Source organism: Trinickia diaoshuihuensis, from assembly GCF_003390925.1.
In the GTDB taxonomy this organism is placed as follows: domain Bacteria; phylum Pseudomonadota; class Gammaproteobacteria; order Burkholderiales; family Burkholderiaceae; genus Trinickia; species Trinickia diaoshuihuensis.
Genome location: NZ_QUBS01000050.1, coordinates 1 through 17,106, shown reverse-complemented (window position 1 = coordinate 17,106; position 17,106 = coordinate 1). Strand labels below are relative to the sequence as shown.

The window sequence follows — 17,106 nt, the reverse complement described above, 5'->3', positions numbered from 1 at the left end:
GGTACGCCGCCCGCGCCACCGGGTACGCCGCCCGCGCCACCGGGTACGCCGCCCGCGCCGCCGGGCACGCCGCCCGCGCCACCGGGCAGGCCACCCGAACCACCGGGCAGGCCGCCCGAACCACCGGCCTCGCCGCCATGGCCGTTTTGCATTTGCTTGAGCAATTCGCTAATGAGGCCGATCACTTCTTTGAGCACATCCTGCGGCGAGGTGCCCGACGAGCCGTTGGCCATGCCGCTGGTCAGCCGCTGCAGGTACGTGGCGGGGTCGGTCGAGTAGTTCGTCATGCCTGAGACGTTGAGATCCATGATGTTTCCTTCCTGTCGGGTGAGTTTTCGGATGACCTTGGGTGTTGCTTGGCGAAGTCAGTCTAGGTTTGCTCCTACTGCGTGGGCGCTCCAATGCGAACATTGCGGCTGAAATGCGAATCGCTCGAAGCGCAAGAAACGAAGCGTTACGCGCGGACCCACGTCATCGACGCGGAGAAGCCGCTGTTATCGGTGCCCTGCGTGGGCGTGGACGCCGGCGCATTCGCTTGCGCGCTCATCGTCGTTTGCACGGAAGCGTCGAGTCTCGAGGCTCGCTCGAGCAAACGCGCGCCGATCTTCGCGGCGTGAACGTTCTCGCGCTGCTCGACGGCCGTGCGTGCGTAGCTGTGCCACAGCGGATCCTCGAGTCCGAACAAGCAGACCGCCATCAATGCCGCGTGCAGCCCCGAGCGCTTGGCGTCGGCATCGTCGTCCTCGAGCACACGGCGCGCGTCGTCCCATGACTGACGCCGCACGTAGCGCCACGCCGCGACCGTGCCGGCGCCGTCCCACTTGGGCCGAAGCACACGGATCGCCTCGAGCAGGTCTTCGAAGTCGGCCTCGTCATCGAACTGCGAGGCCGTCCATAACATCTTGGTGAGACCGCCAGCTATCTCGTCGCTGCATCTTGTGTAAGTCACGTTGTCCTCGTCTGCCGGAGTCTTGCGATCAAAAGGCGTGCGGCGGCGCCACGCATGGCCGCGTCACGCCTTGCGGCCTGCTCGCATGTCATGGGCGTCCCCTGACGCTAAGTCTCGGGCATTGGATGCGATTTCGCCGGCGCGATGCGAATGGAGCGCTCGCAGTGCGAAGCAGCGAGGATGGGAGGGGTGAGAGATTGGGGGCGCCCGCGCCCCCACGTAGTGACTACCGCGCTAGCCAGCTTGTGGAGCCGGCTCTTTCGGGGGAGATGGTTCTAGTTTTTGTGCTTCGTCTCTGATCGCGTCGGAAAGTATTCGCCCCAAGCCCTCATGCGGTCCAAAGAGCCAATATTGGATTGGGATGTCGAACGCCGGAATGGCCGAAATGTGGGGCGCCCCCATATATCCTTCCGCCAGGCGCTTGGTGAGGTAACCGGCATGCCTTCCGGTAGCGACAGCCGAATACACTGCGCTCAACGAGCGCAGCGCAAGACTGCTATGCCGTATTCGCTGTTCGCGCAGTCGATTCTTCTTGATCGCATTCAATACGAATGGCTCGAGATCGCCTGCGCACTCCCACAGCACGGGCCCGATGTCTTCGAGCAAGGGCCACGAAGCGTCGGATCCGAAGCGCTCCGCGATTTCGCGGCGGGCATATAGACGCAAGCAATCGTCGAAGACCGCCCAGTAGCGCATGGAACTGTGCCCCGGCGTTGCCTCGGTCAAGCCGAAGTCGACCGTGCCGCGCATGACCCATGACGTGATGTCATTGGACGATCCGGCCGTAATATCGATCTGCGGCAGATCCTTGCGCGACTGCAGATTCGCAATGACGGCCGGCATCCAGTGATCGTAGGCATTGCGGCTGCAGGCGATCAGCAGACGGCGCTTGGGCGCATATCGGTAGGTTCCGATGCGCGCGACCGTGAGTTCGACGTCGGCCAGAATGCGCTCGGCTTCCGTCAGCAATGCACGGCCAGCTTCAGTAAGCGACAAACCGTTCCCGACGCGATTGAAAAAGACGACGTCATGGGCCTCTTCGAGCTTTCGCATCGAAATGCTGATCGCCGACTGAGTCAGGCCCAGACTGGCCGCCGCCAATGTGAAACTCCCGTGATGCGCTGCCGCGACGAAGATTTTGAGCTGTTCGAGATTCATGGGCTATGCGGGAATCGCTCCGCGCAGAGGGAGGATCACGTGCTGCATGAAAGGCGCGACGTCTCGAAGTGGATCGTCGAACTGACACACAATCTTGTCCACGCCGAGCACGGCCAATTGTTCGATGCGATTTCGGACGTCCGCGAAACTCCCGACGAGACCGGCATTGAAGCCGGCATTGGCGTCGATCATCAGGTCATCGGTCAGATCGGCCCAAGAGGCGGCCCCGGAAGCGTCCATGGCGGCCCGAAAGAAGGTAATCGCTTCATCGTCGCGGCTCTTCGTGATCTGTGCGCGGCGTTTTTTCGCTGCTTGAGCGTCCTCGTCGGCAATCACAAACGCATTGACCGCGATCGAGACACGGCGGCCCCAGCGCATCGCGGCTTGCCTGGCTTCGATGATGTGCCGGGCCAATTGCACATCCGGCAATCCGTTCAGAAATAGACAATCTCCCCATTCCGCCGCCAGCGCCGTCGCGCGTTCCGAATGGCCGCTGATCCAGATATCGGGAGACATGTCCGGGTCGAAGCCGAAGGCTTCCGAACCGTTCCGCGGGCGAGTCCGATCGACGTCGGGTGAAGCACTGTGCGCCATCGCCGGATCCCGAAGCCGGTTCAAGGTACGCAGAAAGGCGTCTGCGCGATCGTAACGGCCCCTGTGATCGAGCCAGGGAACATCGGCGAGATCGAATTCATCTTTCCACCAACCGCTCGTGATGTTGATCGTCGCACGCCGGCCGGCGATTTTGGACACGGTGTCGACCATGCGCGCGGCCAGCAACGGCGAGCGCAGACCGGGTTTGAGCGCGCCGCACAAACCGATGCCGGCGGTCGTGGCCGCGAGCGAGGAAAGCAAGCTCCAGGCGTCGATCACGGCGGTGCCCGGGCCGTGGACGCTGTTGAGCAGGTCCTCGGAGGCGTACAGAAAGTCGTAGCCCAATACGTCGGCCCGCTGCCCGACTTCGATGCAAGACCGGACGTCCGGGGCCGCCCAGTGTTCGAGCGTGCGCAGCCACCCGCCATAAACAGGCAGCCACACACCGAAATCGATCGCGCCCGCACCCTGGCGCTTCTGCGTAGACATTCAGACGTTCCCGGCAGTGATGATCCAGTTGGACGACAGCACAAAAATAGGGTTCCAGTGCCGCTGTTGGCGCTCGACATGCTAACGCCGCCGGCCGCCATTTCTTAGCATCATTTCTAAAATTTATAGCTCATGAAATTAGTTAATGGCTGAGCGCGGCGGTGGCAAGATGCGACGCTAGCGCTGCCGATGGAAGGCGGAGCATAGGTGCCGCCGCCAAGATGCGCGCGGTCAGGTGGTCGTAACTGATCGGAGCAGAAATCATGAGCAGTGTCGTTCTGGCGGCGGGAAACCCGCTTTCGCAGACGGCCGGGATTGTCACCGAGATACTTCTCGGCGTCGCATTACTGGCTCTCGTCTGGTATGTGAAAGAGAAATTGGTCAAGAACACGAGGGACTTCGTCATCGCAGGTCGCAAGATCGGGTTCGGCTTCGGCGTGGCCGGCCTGATATCGATCTGGACGTGGGCGATGGCGGTGATGATGTCGGCCGCGCAGACCTATACGTTCGGCTTGTCCGGGCTTTTCTGGTTCACCGTGCCGAACGGTCTCGCGGTGATTGCGGTCATCCCGTTCGTGCGCAAGATCCGCACGTTGATGCCGCAGGGCTACACCATTCCCGAGTTCGTGCGCGAGCGTTTCCCCGGAACCCGGCTAGCCATTCCGGTCGTGATCGTCGGCGCTCTGTTCGGGTCGCTGATCGAGGTGATCATCAACATCAAGGGCACCTCGCTCGTCGTGTCGAATGTATTCGGCGTGGACCCGAAGGTCGCGGCGATTCTCGGGCTCGTCGTCGTGCTCGTCTACAGCATACTCGGCGGGCTCTGGGCATCGATCACGACCTCGACGCTGTCGACGCTATTGCATACGGTGCCGTCGGCGATCATCGTCGTCGTCGCCCTGCACTATGCGGGCGGCGTCGACGCGATCTGGCATTCGGTTGCGGCTCAAGGCAACGGCCTGCTGTCCGTCACGCGCGCCGACGCCGCGACGGGCTTCGGCGTAACGCTCGCGCTCGGCTTGCTGACCGCGACGATCGCGGGCCAGGAGTTCTGGCAGGTTGCGTGGGCGCTCAAGAAGAAGGACGTGAGCCGGACGTTCCTGTGGGCCGGCGCGTGGTTCTATCCGATTCCGATCGTGCTCGGTCTGCTAGGCCTAGTCGGCCTGGGTCTGCATATCGACGTCAATACGCAGTTGGGCGGCGACCCCGCCGCGGTCGGGCCGTACCTCGTGTCTCACCTCGGGCTGCCGAACTGGCTGGTGATCCTGTATGTCGTCGTGATTCTGTCGGCCTGCTATTCGGTGATCGACAGCGCATTCACCGCGATCAGTTCGATATTCGTCGTGGATATCATCAAGCCGCTTGCTCCGCGTATCAGCGAACACGCGCTGTTCGTGTCGGCCAAGCTGCCGATGGTACTGGCGTCCGTCATCGCCGCGATCGTCGTCGTCTCGGGCGTCGACTTCGTAACGATCGTGCTGACGAGCTACGCGATTCGCACGGCCATTCTCGTGCCGCTGGTGCTGGCGCTCTTCTGGCCGCGCATGACCGGCGCGGGTTTCGTCTGGGGGACGATCGCGGGGATCGCGATCGGCATGCCGATTCGCGCGCATTTCGGCGACCTGCGGGGATCGCTTGCGATTCTCGCGATCAGCGCCGTTGTGCCGCTCGTGCTCGGCGCGGTGAATCGCGAACCATTCGACTACGCGCGCCTGCGGCGCGTGCGCGATGCCGCCGTCAGCGAGGACGACGTCGGCGCGGGATCCGCGGCTGTACCGGTGGCCGATGCCAGTTGAGTCCGACAGGAGAACAGGGAAATGGCAAGCATTGAATTCTTTACGCCGCTGACTGTCGCGACGATCGTCGTCGGTCTGGTCATCACCGTTTTTTATCTTCGCTACATGTGGCTCGCGCTGCAGCGCGCGATCGCGTCGAATGACGAGCCGGAGGACGGGCGGCCCGACCAGTTCGGCAAGAGTTTTGCCGGCGCGGTGATCGCCGTGCTCGCCTCGTCCGCCGCGATCACGGCATATGGACTGGGCCCGCGATGGCTCTACATCGGTGTCGTGCTGGCGCTGTTGAGCCCCGCCGCGGTCGCCTACACGCTGTACCGCGAAACCAGCGATTGAATAGCAACGGATGATCGAGATGGCAAAGAAAAAAGCGCACCTGCTCGGGTTCGTGCAGCATGGCGTCAACAGCCACGCCACGGGTATGTGGCGGCACGGCCGCGACAAGATCAACTGGGACTGGACGCGACCGCCCTATTGGGAACACCTCGCCCGCACGATGGAGCGGGGTTATTTCGACGCGATGTTCATCGCCGACGAACTGGCGCCGTACAACAACTGGAAAGGCAGTTCGGACGAAACGGTCCGATACGCGGTGCAGTGCCCGGTTCACGAGCCGTCGACCATCGCGCCGATCATCACCGGTGCGACGACGCATTTGGGTGTCGGCGTCACCCTTTCGACGGCTTTCGAGCATCCCTATTCGATGGTCCGCCGCCTGTCGAGTCTCGATCATCTGTCGGGTGGGCGCATTGCGTGGAACATCGTGAGTTCCTACTCGAAAAGCGAGTGGGACGCGTACGGCGCCGACATGACGCAACGCGCGGATCGCTACGGTCGCATGGAAGAGTACATGGACCTGTGCTACGAGCTTTGGGACTCATGGGCGCCGGATGCGATCGTGGCCGATCGGGACTCCGGCGTGTTTGCCGATCCGGCCAAAGTGAAGGAGATCAACTTCGAGGGCGAGTATTTTCGTTGTCGAGGCCGCTCGTTCGTGGAGCGCTCGCCGCAGGGTCGCCCGGTTCTCTGGCAGGCCGGCTCGTCCGACCGGGGCCGCGATTTCGCGGCCAAGCACGCCGAGGCGATCTTCGCGGTGCATCCGAATGTCGAGCGGATGCGTGAATACTCGAACGACCTGACCGAGCGGCTCGTGAGCAAATTCGGTCGCGCGCCGCAATCGGTGAAGCGCCTTTATGGCGTTCAGACAGTCGTCGGGCAGACGCGGGCGGAAGCCGAGGAGAAATATCAGCGGATCCGCGAGTGCATTCCGCTCGAAGGCGCGCTGGCGTGGATTTCCGGGCACTTCGGCCTGGATTTCTCGCGCTTCGCTCTCGATGACATCGTCCAGAACATCGAAGTGCCTGGGATTCAGGGATTGTTCGAGTCGATCATCTATGCGAAGGGCGGGGCACCCGTGACGGTGAAGGAAGCAGCCCTGATCTATGCGGAAGGGATGGGGATGCCTCGTCTCGTCGGCACGGCGCACGACATCGTGGATCAGCTCGAAGCGTTCATGGACGTGGGCGGGGCGGACGGGTTCATGCTGGCCGCAACCTATACGCCGGGATGCTTCGAGGAGTTTGTCGATTTCGTGGTGCCCGAACTGCAAAGGCGTGGACGGTTGAGGACGCGATACGAGGGGACGACGCTGCGCGAGAATCTTCTCGCGGATTGATTGGGTGAGGTGGTTGTTGGCGAACCTCGGCGAGTGCAACAAACCGGGTTCGCCTTTCAGCGCCGATCGTCGCGACCTTACGACGATTCGATGGCTTCAGAGCTTGGTCATGACTCGGTGGACAAGCGTGATGAGTTGGTTGTTATTTGGTAAAGGCCAGCAAGCACCTCAGCGATTGGCCCCATAACCCGGCGAGAAGCCGCCGTTCGAGAAACCGCTGCCGGTGGAGAAACCATTGCCGCTGCCAACCCCGTTCCCGCCACCGAAACCATCGCCCGCCGAAAAACCATCCCCGTTCGGCCACCCCTTATCCGGAGAGCCTTCATCGTCGGTCTTCCCCGCCATCGAGTCTCCCGCGTCCATGCCGCCCGGCATCGTCACGCCGCTGGGCGGCAGCGCATCGGGCAGCGGCGTGCCGTCGGGGGACGCCGGCACGCCCGCATTCGGCGCGCGCCCACCTACCGCGAGCAGCGGCCGGCGCGCGACGAACACCCATTGCGTATAGCTGCGCCGGTTCTCGAAACCGCGAAACTCATCGGGAAACAGCTTGAGCTGGATCGGCCGCGCGCGCGAGGCGCTGTGGACCCCGACGATGGTCTGGCCGTCCGGCGAGCGCACCAGTACCCAGTCGACCTTGCCGGTCAGCGGATCGGCATAGATGCGGCGCAGGTGACGGACCGGATTCGGATAACGCGGGTCGTGCACCAGGTCCTCGAGCGTGCGCGGCTGGCGCGGCATGCCGGCAGGCGTGGCGTCGGCATAGCTGAGCAGGGCGCGCTGGAACTCGCCGCCGATGTCGAGCAGCGCCTTCTCGGCCACGCGCCGCTGGTAGAGCGCGCCGAGTTCAATGGTGGCGGCCGCCGCCACACCGACGATGGCGATACCGATCAGCAAGGCGATATAGGCATAACCACGCTGTCCGGGCAGCACCGACAGAGGTGACCGAAGCGGCCGACGCGCCATCGCGGTCATAAGGAATCGAAGGGCCGCCCGTCGAGCGTGCTGCCCTGCGCGCCGCTCTTGAGGTCGTAGACGTTGCCGGAGAACTGCTCCTGCGGCGCGATGATCTGCCAACTGGTCGCGTTGTCGGCGACCGGGTCGAACGGCAGCGTGCGCAGGTAGTGTCGGTCGACCAGTTCCTGCAGCGAATCGGGATAGCGCCCCAGGTCGCCGTAGAACCGGTCGATCGCATCGCGCGTGGCATGCAGGTTCTCGGCCAGGATCTTCTCCTTGGACGCGTCGATCGAGTGGAAATACTGCGGCAGCGCGATGGTCAGCATCAGCGCGATGATCGACAGCACCAGCAGCAGCTCGATCAGCGTGAAGCCGCGGCGCTTGCCGGCGCGCCGCGCCGCCAGGCTCGAAAGTCTCGTCGCCATCACCATTTCCGGTAGGGAATGCCGTTCAGGCCGACGCCCGGCGAGAGCGAATACACGTCGTAGACGTCGTCGCCCTCCTCGGGTTCGTCGGGTTCGCTCGCGTAGGCGCGCTTGCCCCAGGTATCGGCGGCGTCGAGTTGCGCGTCGTGGTTCATCGGGTCGCGCGGCAAGCGCCGCAAGAAATAGATCTTGCGGCCCTTGGGGTCGGTCTGGTCCTTCACGCCGTCGACCAGCACGGAAAGCTTCGGCGGATAGCCGCTGCCGCCGTTTTCGACCGGCACGCGGCCGTCCTTGCCGGCCAGCTTGTAGGCGTCGAGCGCGGCGCGGATCTCGTGCAGCGCCTCGCGCAGCTCCTGCTCGCGCTCGCGCTGGCGCATTACCTGCGCCACGGGCACGGTCATACTGGCCAGCACCCCGAGGATCGCCAGCGTGACCAGCAGCTCGATCAGCGTGAAGCCGGCCGCCGCGCGATAGCGGGCTCCCGATGCGGCTCGCGCGGCGTGAGCGCGACGCGAGGCCGGCCGCGACGCTACGGCAGTCTTCGGTGCGCGCATCATGGCACCGCGTTGATGCCGAGCGTGTAGGCGCTCGGCGGCGACACCGTGATCGGCGCGCCGGTCAGGCTGACCACCGCGCCGGGCTGGATCTTCACCGAGGTCTGCGCGGCCGGCGCGAGCGCTTTGAAGGTGAGCACCGCGTAGGTCCCGGTCGAGGCCCCCCCCATCCCGCCCTGCACCCCATCCGAGAGTTGCACCTGGCCCGCACTCACGCGGCTCGAGAATTGGGTCGGCGCGCCGCCCTGCTTGAGGAAGTCGCCCTCGGTCACGCCGACGAACTGCAGCTTGGTCGCATCGAAGCTCACGGTCGAGGCGGCGCTGGCCACCGGCTGGTCGGCGCTCATGGTCAGAGAGACCGTGACCGAATCGCCGGTCTTCACCTGCGGCGGCCCGCCCACCGTCATCTGCCCGGTGCCGAGCGTGGGCGCGATGCCGCCGGGCGCGAGTCCATCGCCGCCGCCAATCAAGCCCTCGCCGCCCGAGCCATAGGCACTGCCATAGCTGCCGGCGCCGGCCCCGGCGCCCGAGCCGTAACCGCTCACCCCCGGCTGGCCGCCCGCGCCCAAGCGCGGCGTGTCGCCGCCGGCCGAGGCACCGCCGCTGCTCGAGCTACTGTTGGCCGCCGGCGCGATCCCGTTCGACTGGATCATGCTGCGCATGCTCGTCTCGGTGCCGGAGGTGAAGTAGGCGAGATCAGCGTCGGGCCGGCGGATGTTGCGTACCAGGTGCGGCGTAATGGCCAGCACGATCTCGGTGTTCTTGGCCTGGTCGTCGGTGGCGCCGAACAGGCGGCCGAGCACCGGCAACTGGCCGAGGCCGGGCAGCTTGTTGCCCGAAGTGCGCTCCTCGTTGTCGATCAGGCCGGCCAGCACGTCGGTCTCGCCGTTCTTCAACTGAAGCACCGTGTTCGCGGTGCGCGTGCCGATCTGGTAGGCGGCGGTGCCGGTGGTAGTCGTGATGGTGTTGCCTAGGCTGCTCACCTCCAGCGCGAGCTTGATGCCGACCGTGTCGTCGAGATAGACGGTCGGCTCGACGTTCAGCGTCAGGCCGACGTCGAGGTAGTTGACCGACTGCGACAGAAAACCCGTCGAGGTGGCGGTCGAGGTGAAGTTCGGCACGCGCTCGCCGATCAGGATCTTGGCCTTCTCGTGGTTGCGCACGCGGATGCGCGGGTTGGTCAGCAGCTTGACGGTGGAGTCCTGCACGTTCGCGTTGACGGTGGCCTGCAGCGAGGACAAGCCGATGGTGCGCACGCTCTGGTGCAGCAGGTCGTTGATGGTCAGCGCCGGGCTCGAGCCGTTCGAACCGCCGCCGCCGAAGCTGCCGAGGCCGCCGCCGTAGCCATAGGGGTAATACGGCGTGGTGGTGGTGGGGTTCTGCCCGGTGACCGGCGCGATCACGCTGCCCAGCGGCAACGGCGTGACATTGACCGAGCCGGGCCAGGCCACGCCGAGGTTCAACTCGTTGTTGCGCTGGACCTCCAGCACCTCCACCTCCAGCATTACCTCGGGCTCGGGCACGTCCTCCAGCGAAACCAGCCGCTCGGCCATGCGGATGGCGTCGGGCGTATCGCGCACGATCACCATGTTGAGCTTCTCGTCGGCCACTACGTCGCGGATCTTCAGGATCGTCTTGAGCGTATTGGCGATGGTCTTCGCCTCGGTGTTCGAGAGGAAAAAGGTGCGCACAGCCAGCTCCTGGTAGTCCTTGAGCTTGGCAGGCGTGTTCGGGTAGATCAGCACGGTGTTCTCGTCGAGCACCTGCTGCGCCAGCCCATTGGTGGCGAGCACGTAGCGCACCGTCGCGTCGATCGTGCTGTTCTTCAGGAAGATGGTGGTGCGCTGGTCGGTCTTCACGTCGCGATCGAACAGGAAGTTCATGCCCGAGGAGCGCGAGATCACGTCGAAGATCTGTTTGAGCGGCGCATCGCGGAAGTCGATGCGGATCGGCTTGCGGTAGGCCGCCGCCAGCGCCGCCTCGACGCGCGCAGCCCCCGACTCGGCCAACAGCCGGCGCTGCAGCTCCAGCGCGCGCCGGTTGGTAGGGGCCTCGCTCAGCACCGCGTCGAGCAGGCGACGCGCGTCCTCGGGCTGGTGCCGCATGAACAGAGCCTCGGCGCGGCTCAGCGCGAGGTTCAGGCGTGCGTCGACGTCGAGATTCGAGATGCCCGCCCGGGCCCGCTCGCTGCCCGGGCTCAGCGACAGCGCGTGCTCGTAGGACTTGCGCGCGGCCTCGCGCTGGCCGCCCGCGGCGAGCCGGTCGCCGGCCTCGACCAGATCGTTGACGGCCTTCTCGCGCTCGGCCAGCCAGGTCTTGCGGTATTGCGCGTCTTCCGGCTCGGTCTTCGAGGCTTCCTTGTACTTGGCGATGCCCTCGTCGACCTTGCCGGCCGCGGTCAGTTTCTGGCCGTCGCGATAGGCCTGCTGCGCGGCGCAGGCGCCCAGCAGCACCGGCAGCGCGATCAGCAGCGTGCCGCGCCGCAGGCGCGGCAGGACGCGCGGCGCGCTCGGGCGGGATCGGGTTCGGTTCGGGGATGGCATACGCAACGTTTCGTTCCTGGTGGCGCGCGGATCAGTCGGCACTGCCGATATCCAGCGTCTGGACTAGTTTCTGGGGCAGATAGACGAGCGTCAGGCTGGGCGGCGCGATCGCATCGACCTTGTAGGTGCCGTCGATCACCATCTGCTCATGGACGATCAGCGTGTCGTCGCCGCGCGCGAGATAGACCTCCCAATGGCCGTTCGCCAGTTGCTTGCCGAGATAGGTGAAGGGCATCGCCGGCGTGTTCGGCAGCGGCGGCACGTCGACCTGCGCCGGCGCCGCCGAGGGTAGCGGCGGCGCCAGCATCAGCGTGTTGAACAGCGCGTGGGCGCCGGCATCGCCGCGCTCGGTGCGCGCGCGAATCGCCGCGATCGCAACGGTGCCGGGCACCGCCGCGGCGGCGCCGCGTTCGGCATCGGCGCCTCGCGGCGCGGCCTGCGCGACGCTCGGCTGGGCCGGGCGCGTGGTGGCCTCGACAAGGTCGTCGTCGGGATCGTGGCGGGTGAACACCAGCACCAGCGCGCAGGCCACGAACAGCGCGGCCATCACGATGTGCTTGGGCTGCGGCTTTTTCATGGCGCGCCTCCATCGGGTGGAGCGGCGCTGGCCGAGGCGGGCGCGGCGGCGCCCGGCGAGACGATCGCGATCTCGGTGAAGCGGCGCGTCGAGCCACCGGGCTGGGCGCGCATATCGATCACGTGCACCGGCGCGGTGGCCAAGGCGGGGACGGCGGAAGCGGGTTTCGCTTCGGCGTGATGAGCCGATGTGGTCGATATCGTCGATGCAGCCGCGGCGGCCAGCGCTGCCATGCGAGCCGAACCGCCGAGCGCCGGTTTGGCCTCGGTCGAATGTGTCGATGCCGACTCTGCCGCCAGCGCCGGCAGGGTCACCGGCGTCTTCGGCGCCGACGTTCCCGCGCTCATCGGCTTCGCCGCCGGCGCCTCGCCATGCCTCACCGGCGCTACCGCCAGCGGATGCGGGCTCACCGCGCCCCAGGTCGGCAGCGGCACGAAACCATCAGTGGATGCCGGCGCGCGCCGGGTCATATCGATCGTCAACATGGCCTGCGGCGCCGATGCCGACCAAACAGCGCTTACCGCCGCTCCGCTCGCATGCGCGACGGCTGCCGCCGCCGATGCACCTGAAGCCGCCGCCGTCTCGATCGCCGCCACTTCGGACGCGCTCAACGGAGCGATCGTCACCGGCCGCAAGAAGGCGGTGAAACGCAGGTTCGCTTCCACGCCGGCATCGTTGGCCGAGCCGCGCTTGAAGCGCATGTCGTCGAGCGCCGCGTAGGGCACGGCCAGCAGCACCTTCTCGCTGAACTGCCGCAGCTTCGCGTAGTCGCCCTTCACCGGCAGGACAATAGTGTAGGTATCGAAGCGCCCGGCAGTGTCGTGCCCCGGCTTGTACTCAGCCTTGTCGAGCGTGACGCCGGCCGCGGCCGCGGCCTCGAACAAGCGCGTCACGATTTCGCCCGTGTGCGCCGAATCGCCGAGCCCGCGATAGAACCCGGCCAGCCGATCGGCGGCCAGCTCGGGCGCCGAGATCGCCGGCCTGGGCGGCGGCAGCGTGGCCAGGTGCGCCGCCGCGCGCGTCTCATCCTCGACGCGCGCGGCCATGCCGGGCAGCACGCAGAGCCACAAGAGCGCGGCGCAGACCAGCGCCGCCCCGGCCGCCAGGTGACCGGTGCCGAAACGCGCCAACGCGAGGCGCAGCCGCAGCAGAGCACGCGTGAGGGATTGCGGGTTCACGGTCCGTTCCCCCGCCACTCCACCTCGACCTGAAACCGCAGCACCGGGTCCATGCCGTCCTTCACGAGCTCGTGCCGGGTCAGTGTCACGCGGCCCAGCAAGGGCTGCCTTCCGAGCGCGGCCAGATAGTCGAGCAGGTCCTGGCTGCCCGTGCATTCGGCCTCGATGCGGATCAGCGCGCGAGCCGGCTCGGGGGTGATCGTCATCAGCGCGATACGCGCCGGGGTGGCCGCCTCGATCGAATCGAGCAGCGCGTCCCAGGGCAGGTTCAAGCGCGCCACCGCCAGGTTGACGGCGGCCGCCTGCTTGGCGTCGACCTGCGCGCGGCGCACGCGTTGCGCCGCGCGCAGGATCCGCTCGTTGCGCTCGACGATCCGCGCCGTCTGCGCCTCGAGCGCCTGCAGCTTGACGATCAGCGTCTGCGCGCGCCACGCGGCCAGAGCGCACAGCACCAGACCGACCAACGCGAGCACGCGCGCCGACGGACGAGTTCGGTGCCACTCGCGCCGCAAGCTGAAGGGCGCGAGATCGATGGGCAGGCGTCTCATCTCGCGGTGCCGCTCCATGCCAACGGCGTGGCGGACTCGGCCAGCGGGCCGCCGCCGGCGCTCGCGCGTTCGGCCGATTCGTCCCATTCGTCCGGTTCGGCCCAGCGCACCGTGAGGCCCGGCTCGGTGAAATCGGCGGCGCCAGGCAGCCAGGGTTCGCAGCGCGGGCCGTGCAGCAGCAGCGCGGCAGGCGCGGGCAGGTTGTCGAGCAGAGCCATACGCGTGACCTGCTGGCGCAGCCAGCCCAGCGAGGGCACCGGCTCGGGCAGCGCTAGCGTGCGCACCGCCGTCAGCCGCGCGCGCGGCGCGGCGCCGATCAGGCCCAGGGTCATCGCGCGCTCGCCGCGCGTGGCGAGCCAGGTGCCGGGGTCGAGCTCGCGGCACGAGCGGTTCCAAGCAGCGACGAACGCCGGCATCGCCGACACCAGGCAGCCGCGCGCGGCCGCCACGCCGGCCTGCAGCGCGCCGGCCCAGTCCCGCGACACGGCGCAGGCGAGGAACGGCTCCGCGGCCTGCCAGTCGGCCATGATCTGCCAGCGGGCCGGGTCGTCGCCGTACAGCCTGCGCAGGCGCACCTCGGCCGCCGCGCGCAGATCCTGCAGGCGGCGGCTGTTCTCCGCCGGGGTGACGATGAAATAGCGCGCCAGTTCGTCGGCGAAGCGCGCATGCACGGGCAAACCGTGGCCGCCCGACTCCTCCAGCGCGGCGCCGATGCTGGCCGCCAGCATCTCGGGCGTGCTCGTCTGCGCCAGCGGCCGTTCGACGAACAGCGCCGGCACCTTGCGCGAGGCGCCGACGCGCCGCACCGTCACCGTGGTGCGCGACAGCGCGAGCCGGCAATGTCCACGCGGCGCGAACCGCTTCATCCAGCGTTCAAGCATTGAGGGTCACCCGCTTCACTTCGGCCAGCGTGGTCTCACCGCGCTTCACCAGGCCCAGCGCGACCTCGCGCAACTGCCGCGTGCCGTTGCGGCGCGCGGCCTCCTTGATCACGCGGATCGGCTGCTTCTCCACCACCAGGTCGCGAATCTCGTCGTCGAGGATCAGGATTTCGGCGATCGCGCGCCGCCCCCGATAACCGGTGCCACGGCAGTCGCCGCAGCCCATGCCCTGCCGTAAGTCATAGCCGGCGATGGCATCGCGCGACAGGCCGAGCCGCGCCAGCTCGGCGTCGCTCGGCTGGTAGGGCGCCGCGCACCGCGGGCAGTTCACACGCAGCAGCCGCTGCGCCCAGATCCCGTTGAGCGCGGAGACGAAGGCATAGGGATCGATGCCCATGTGACCGAAGCGGCCGAAGACGTCGAACACGTTGTTGGCGTGTACCGTGGTCAGCACCAGGTGGCCGGTAAGCGCCGACTGCACGGCGATCTCGGCGGTCTCGCGGTCGCGGATCTCGCCGACCATGATCTTGTCCGGGTCGTGGCGCAGGATCGAGCGCAGCCCGCGCGCGAAGGTCAGCCCCTTCTTCTCGTTGACGGGAATTTGCAGGATGCCGGGCAACTGGTACTCGACCGGGTCCTCGATGGTGATGATCTTGTCGCGGCCGTTGTGGATCTCGGTGAGCGCGGCGTACAGCGTGGTGGTCTTGCCCGAGCCGGTCGGCCCGGTCACCAGCAGCATGCCGTAGGGCTCCTCGGCCAGCGCGCGCAGGGCCACCAGCGAATCGGCGTCGTAGCCGAGCGCCTCCAGCGTGAGCGAGCCATAGGCCTCGATCATGGCGCGCTTGTCGAGGATCCGGATCACCGCGTCCTCGCCGTGGATGCTCGGCATGATCGACACCCGCAGGTCGATGTCGCGCCCGCCCGCGGCGACGCGGAAACTGCCGTCCTGCGGTACGCGGCGCTCGGCGATGTCGAGTTCGGCCAGCACCTTCAGACGCGAGATCACCTGCTCGGCGGTTTCCACGCCGTGTAGGGTGGCGGCCGCGTCGAGCACGCCGTCCACGCGGTACTTCAGCGCCAGGCCGGTAGCGGTGCTCTCCAGGTGGATGTCCGAGGCGCCTGCCTTGAGAGCGTCGTAGAGCGTCGAGTTGACCAGCTTCACCGCCGGGCTAGCCGCCTCGTTGACGCTCTGGAACGACAGCACCTGGGTGGCGCGGCCGTCGGCCTGCAGGCCGTCGCCGGTGCTCACCAGGCTGTCGACCGCGCGCGCCGATTCCTCCATGCGCGTGTGATAGGCGCTCAGGTCGCCCGGCAACGCGAGCCGCATCTCGACGGCGGCGCCGGCCTGAGCGCCGAGCCAGGTCTGCAGATCCAGGTCGAAGGGGCTGGTGACCACTCCCACCAGCGCGCCGCCCCTCTCGCGCAGCAACGCGCAGCGGCGCTGCATGGCGCGCGAGAGCGGGACCCGCTCGAACACCGGCTCGAGCGCCAGCATGCCGGCCGTCTCCAGCACCGGCATCGCCGTCTGGCGTGCGAGCGCGCGCAGCAGCTCGAAGGGCTCGGCGCCGGTCAGCGCCTGCAGCTCGTCGATCAGATGGCGTTGGGTGGCGGAGGCCGCGGCGCGGGCGCGGGCGAGCAGTTCGGCGTCGAAGGGCATGGCATCGAGCGGCCGTGCCTCGCCCTGCGCGGGTTCGAGATACATCACGACAGGCTCCCCGCGAGATCGAAGATGGGCATGTAGAGCAACACGACGATGGTGCCCACCACCACGCCGATCGCGGACATCAGGAGCGGCTCGAACATGCGCGTGAAGCGGTCGATCCAGCGGCTGATCTCGCCGTCGTAGAAGGCGGCCGACTGCGTGAGCATGGCGCCGAGCTCGCCCGAGCGCTCGCCCACCCGCAGCATGCGCAGCGAGATCGGCGTGGTCAGTTGGCGAGCCTGGAACGCGCCCGACAAGGGCTCGCCCGACTGCACGGCGGCGCGCGCCAGCAGCAGCGCGTCGCGCATCGACGGCGAGACCGTGCCGCAGGCAGTCTCCATTGCCGCGACGATTGGGATGCCGCCCCCGAGCAGCATGCCCAGCGTCAGGTACAGGCGCGAGAGCTGGTAGATGCGCAGATGCGGCCCGAGCAACGGCACGCGCGCGAGCAGGCTGACCAGCCCGACGCGCGCGACGGTGGCGCGCACCCCGAGGAAGATCGCGGCGACGCCGGCCAGCGCGGTCAGCGCCAACGGCAGGCCGTGCGCGGAGGCGAACTTACCCCAATCGAGCAGCATCTGCGACATCCACGGCAGGGCGCGGCCGGTGCCTTCGTAGATAGTCGCGAAGCGCGGCACCACGTAGGTGATCAGGAAGGTCGACACGCCGCCGCCCACTACCAGCAGGATCGAGGGGTAGATCGCCGAGCTGACCAGCTTGTTGCGCACCGTGTCGATGCGCTCCTGGTAGTCGACGTACCGCTGCAGCGCGCGCGGCAGGTCGCTGGTGCCCTCGGCCGCGCGCACGATGCCGACATAGAGCGGGGGGAATACGTCGGGCTGCTCGCCGAGCAGGCTGGAGAAGCGCTTGCCCTCGCGCAGCCCGGCCAGGATCCGCTCCAGCACGCTGCGCAGCCGCGCGCCGCCCTCGCGTTCGAGCAGCGCCTCGAGGCCTTCGACGATCGACAGGCCGGCCTTGAGCAGGGCCAGCAGCTCCTGGCTGAACAGCACCAGCGAGATCCGCCCGCGCCCCCCGGCCGGGCGGCCCAGCGCGCGCGCCGGCGCCACGCGCGTGACGTGCAGCCCG

General features: G+C 67.3%; 16 protein-coding genes and 1 pseudogene. 3 read left to right on the top strand and 14 right to left on the bottom strand.

All coding sequences use genetic code 11. The features are described from left to right. From DXT59_RS30570 to DXT59_RS11310, 4 genes and pseudogenes are all read right to left on the bottom strand, one after another. Positions 1-308, bottom strand: a pseudogene (locus tag DXT59_RS30570) (hypothetical protein); the annotation flags it as partial. A gap of 146 nt (positions 309-454) precedes the next feature. Further along, positions 455-949 (bottom strand): HrpB1 family type III secretion system apparatus protein, encoded by a 495-nt coding sequence (locus DXT59_RS11320; protein WP_116136996.1) that lies wholly within the window; start codon positions 947-949, stop codon positions 455-457. A 234-nt stretch (positions 950-1,183) separates the two neighbouring features. After that, entirely contained in the window at positions 1,184-2,107 is a 924-nt protein-coding gene (locus tag DXT59_RS11315) for a LysR family transcriptional regulator (RefSeq protein ID WP_116136995.1), read from the bottom strand. 3 nt (positions 2,108-2,110) lie between these two features. Continuing rightward, positions 2,111-3,190 carry an LLM class flavin-dependent oxidoreductase gene (locus tag DXT59_RS11310; protein ID WP_205417412.1) on the bottom strand — a complete coding sequence of 360 codons (1,080 nt, stop codon included), beginning with the start codon at positions 3,188-3,190 and terminating at the stop codon, positions 2,111-2,113. Between the two features lie 263 nt (positions 3,191-3,453). Between DXT59_RS11310 and DXT59_RS11305 the strand changes: the two genes are divergently transcribed. From DXT59_RS11305 to DXT59_RS11295, 3 genes are read left to right on the top strand one after another with little or no spacing between them, the layout of a single operon-like run. Beyond that, positions 3,454-4,986, top strand: coding sequence for a sodium:solute symporter family protein (locus DXT59_RS11305; RefSeq protein WP_116136994.1), 1,533 nt, complete (start codon positions 3,454-3,456; stop codon positions 4,984-4,986). Between the two features lie 21 nt (positions 4,987-5,007). Continuing rightward, a complete protein-coding gene (locus DXT59_RS11300) occupies positions 5,008-5,319 on the top strand; it encodes a hypothetical protein (RefSeq protein ID WP_116136993.1) in 312 nt (103 codons plus the stop codon). A gap of 19 nt (positions 5,320-5,338) precedes the next feature. Beyond that, a complete protein-coding gene (locus DXT59_RS11295) occupies positions 5,339-6,658 on the top strand; it encodes an LLM class flavin-dependent oxidoreductase (protein ID WP_116136999.1) in 1,320 nt (439 codons plus the stop codon). A 168-nt stretch (positions 6,659-6,826) separates the two neighbouring features. Here DXT59_RS11295 and DXT59_RS11290 read toward each other — a convergent pair whose 3' ends face one another. The 10 genes from DXT59_RS11290 to DXT59_RS11245 form a co-directional block, all read right to left on the bottom strand. Then, entirely contained in the window at positions 6,827-7,630 is an 804-nt protein-coding gene (locus DXT59_RS11290) for a hypothetical protein (RefSeq protein WP_205417411.1), read from the bottom strand. Next, a complete protein-coding gene (locus DXT59_RS11285; protein ID WP_116136998.1) occupies positions 7,627-8,037 on the bottom strand; it encodes a type II secretion system protein in 411 nt (136 codons plus the stop codon). Before DXT59_RS11285 ends, DXT59_RS11290 begins: the two co-directional genes overlap by 4 nt. Next, positions 8,037-8,594: a type II secretion system protein gene (locus DXT59_RS11280; RefSeq protein WP_116136992.1), complete on the bottom strand. Its 558-nt coding sequence runs from the start codon at positions 8,592-8,594 to the stop codon at positions 8,037-8,039. Before DXT59_RS11280 ends, DXT59_RS11285 begins: the two co-directional genes overlap by 1 nt. Continuing rightward, entirely contained in the window at positions 8,591-11,134 is a 2,544-nt protein-coding gene (locus tag DXT59_RS11275; protein WP_116136991.1) for a secretin N-terminal domain-containing protein, read from the bottom strand. The genes DXT59_RS11280 and DXT59_RS11275 overlap by 4 nt, the downstream gene beginning before the upstream one ends. Before the next feature lie 31 nt (positions 11,135-11,165). After that, the gene (locus DXT59_RS11270; protein ID WP_116136990.1) at positions 11,166-11,711 is read right to left on the bottom strand and encodes a hypothetical protein; all 546 of its coding nucleotides are present in this window, start codon (positions 11,709-11,711) and stop codon (positions 11,166-11,168) included. After that, positions 11,708-12,889: a hypothetical protein gene (locus tag DXT59_RS30940; protein ID WP_205417410.1), complete on the bottom strand. Its 1,182-nt coding sequence runs from the start codon at positions 12,887-12,889 to the stop codon at positions 11,708-11,710. Before DXT59_RS30940 ends, DXT59_RS11270 begins: the two co-directional genes overlap by 4 nt. Next, positions 12,886-13,437, bottom strand: coding sequence for a pilus assembly protein (locus tag DXT59_RS11260; protein WP_116136997.1), 552 nt, complete (start codon positions 13,435-13,437; stop codon positions 12,886-12,888). Before DXT59_RS11260 ends, DXT59_RS30940 begins: the two co-directional genes overlap by 4 nt. Continuing rightward, a complete protein-coding gene (locus DXT59_RS11255; protein ID WP_205417409.1) occupies positions 13,434-14,318 on the bottom strand; it encodes a hypothetical protein in 885 nt (294 codons plus the stop codon). Before DXT59_RS11255 ends, DXT59_RS11260 begins: the two co-directional genes overlap by 4 nt. Next, positions 14,311-16,020, bottom strand: a complete 1,710-nt coding sequence (locus tag DXT59_RS11250) for a GspE/PulE family protein (RefSeq protein WP_116136989.1) — start codon at positions 16,018-16,020, stop codon at positions 14,311-14,313. The genes DXT59_RS11255 and DXT59_RS11250 overlap by 8 nt, the downstream gene beginning before the upstream one ends. Continuing rightward, a partial coding sequence (locus DXT59_RS11245) for a type II secretion system F family protein (protein WP_205417408.1) occupies positions 16,020-17,106 on the bottom strand: 1,087 nt, incomplete at its 5' end. The genes DXT59_RS11250 and DXT59_RS11245, both read right to left, overlap by 1 nt.

Coding starts and splice junctions, on each gene's coding strand:
- DXT59_RS11285 (WP_116136998.1), bottom strand. CDS start 8,037: ATGGCGACGAGACTTTCGAGCCTGGCGGCGCGGCGCGCCGGCAAGCGC.
- DXT59_RS11280 (WP_116136992.1), bottom strand. CDS start 8,594: ATGATGCGCGCACCGAAGACTGCCGTAGCGTCGCGGCCGGCCTCGCGT.
- DXT59_RS11270 (WP_116136990.1), bottom strand. CDS start 11,711: ATGAAAAAGCCGCAGCCCAAGCACATCGTGATGGCCGCGCTGTTCGTG.
- DXT59_RS11275 (WP_116136991.1), bottom strand. CDS start 11,134: ATGCCATCCCCGAACCGAACCCGATCCCGCCCGAGCGCGCCGCGCGTC.
- DXT59_RS11250 (WP_116136989.1), bottom strand. CDS start 16,020: ATGTATCTCGAACCCGCGCAGGGCGAGGCACGGCCGCTCGATGCCATG.
- DXT59_RS11260 (WP_116136997.1), bottom strand. CDS start 13,437: ATGAGACGCCTGCCCATCGATCTCGCGCCCTTCAGCTTGCGGCGCGAG.
- DXT59_RS11305 (WP_116136994.1), top strand. CDS start 3,454: ATGAGCAGTGTCGTTCTGGCGGCGGGAAACCCGCTTTCGCAGACGGCC.
- DXT59_RS11255 (WP_205417409.1), bottom strand. CDS start 14,318: ATGCTTGAACGCTGGATGAAGCGGTTCGCGCCGCGTGGACATTGCCGG.
- DXT59_RS11310 (WP_205417412.1), bottom strand. CDS start 3,190: ATGTCTACGCAGAAGCGCCAGGGTGCGGGCGCGATCGATTTCGGTGTG.
- DXT59_RS11315 (WP_116136995.1), bottom strand. CDS start 2,107: ATGAATCTCGAACAGCTCAAAATCTTCGTCGCGGCAGCGCATCACGGG.
- DXT59_RS11300 (WP_116136993.1), top strand. CDS start 5,008: ATGGCAAGCATTGAATTCTTTACGCCGCTGACTGTCGCGACGATCGTC.
- DXT59_RS11290 (WP_205417411.1), bottom strand. CDS start 7,630: ATGACCGCGATGGCGCGTCGGCCGCTTCGGTCACCTCTGTCGGTGCTG.
- DXT59_RS11295 (WP_116136999.1), top strand. CDS start 5,339: ATGGCAAAGAAAAAAGCGCACCTGCTCGGGTTCGTGCAGCATGGCGTC.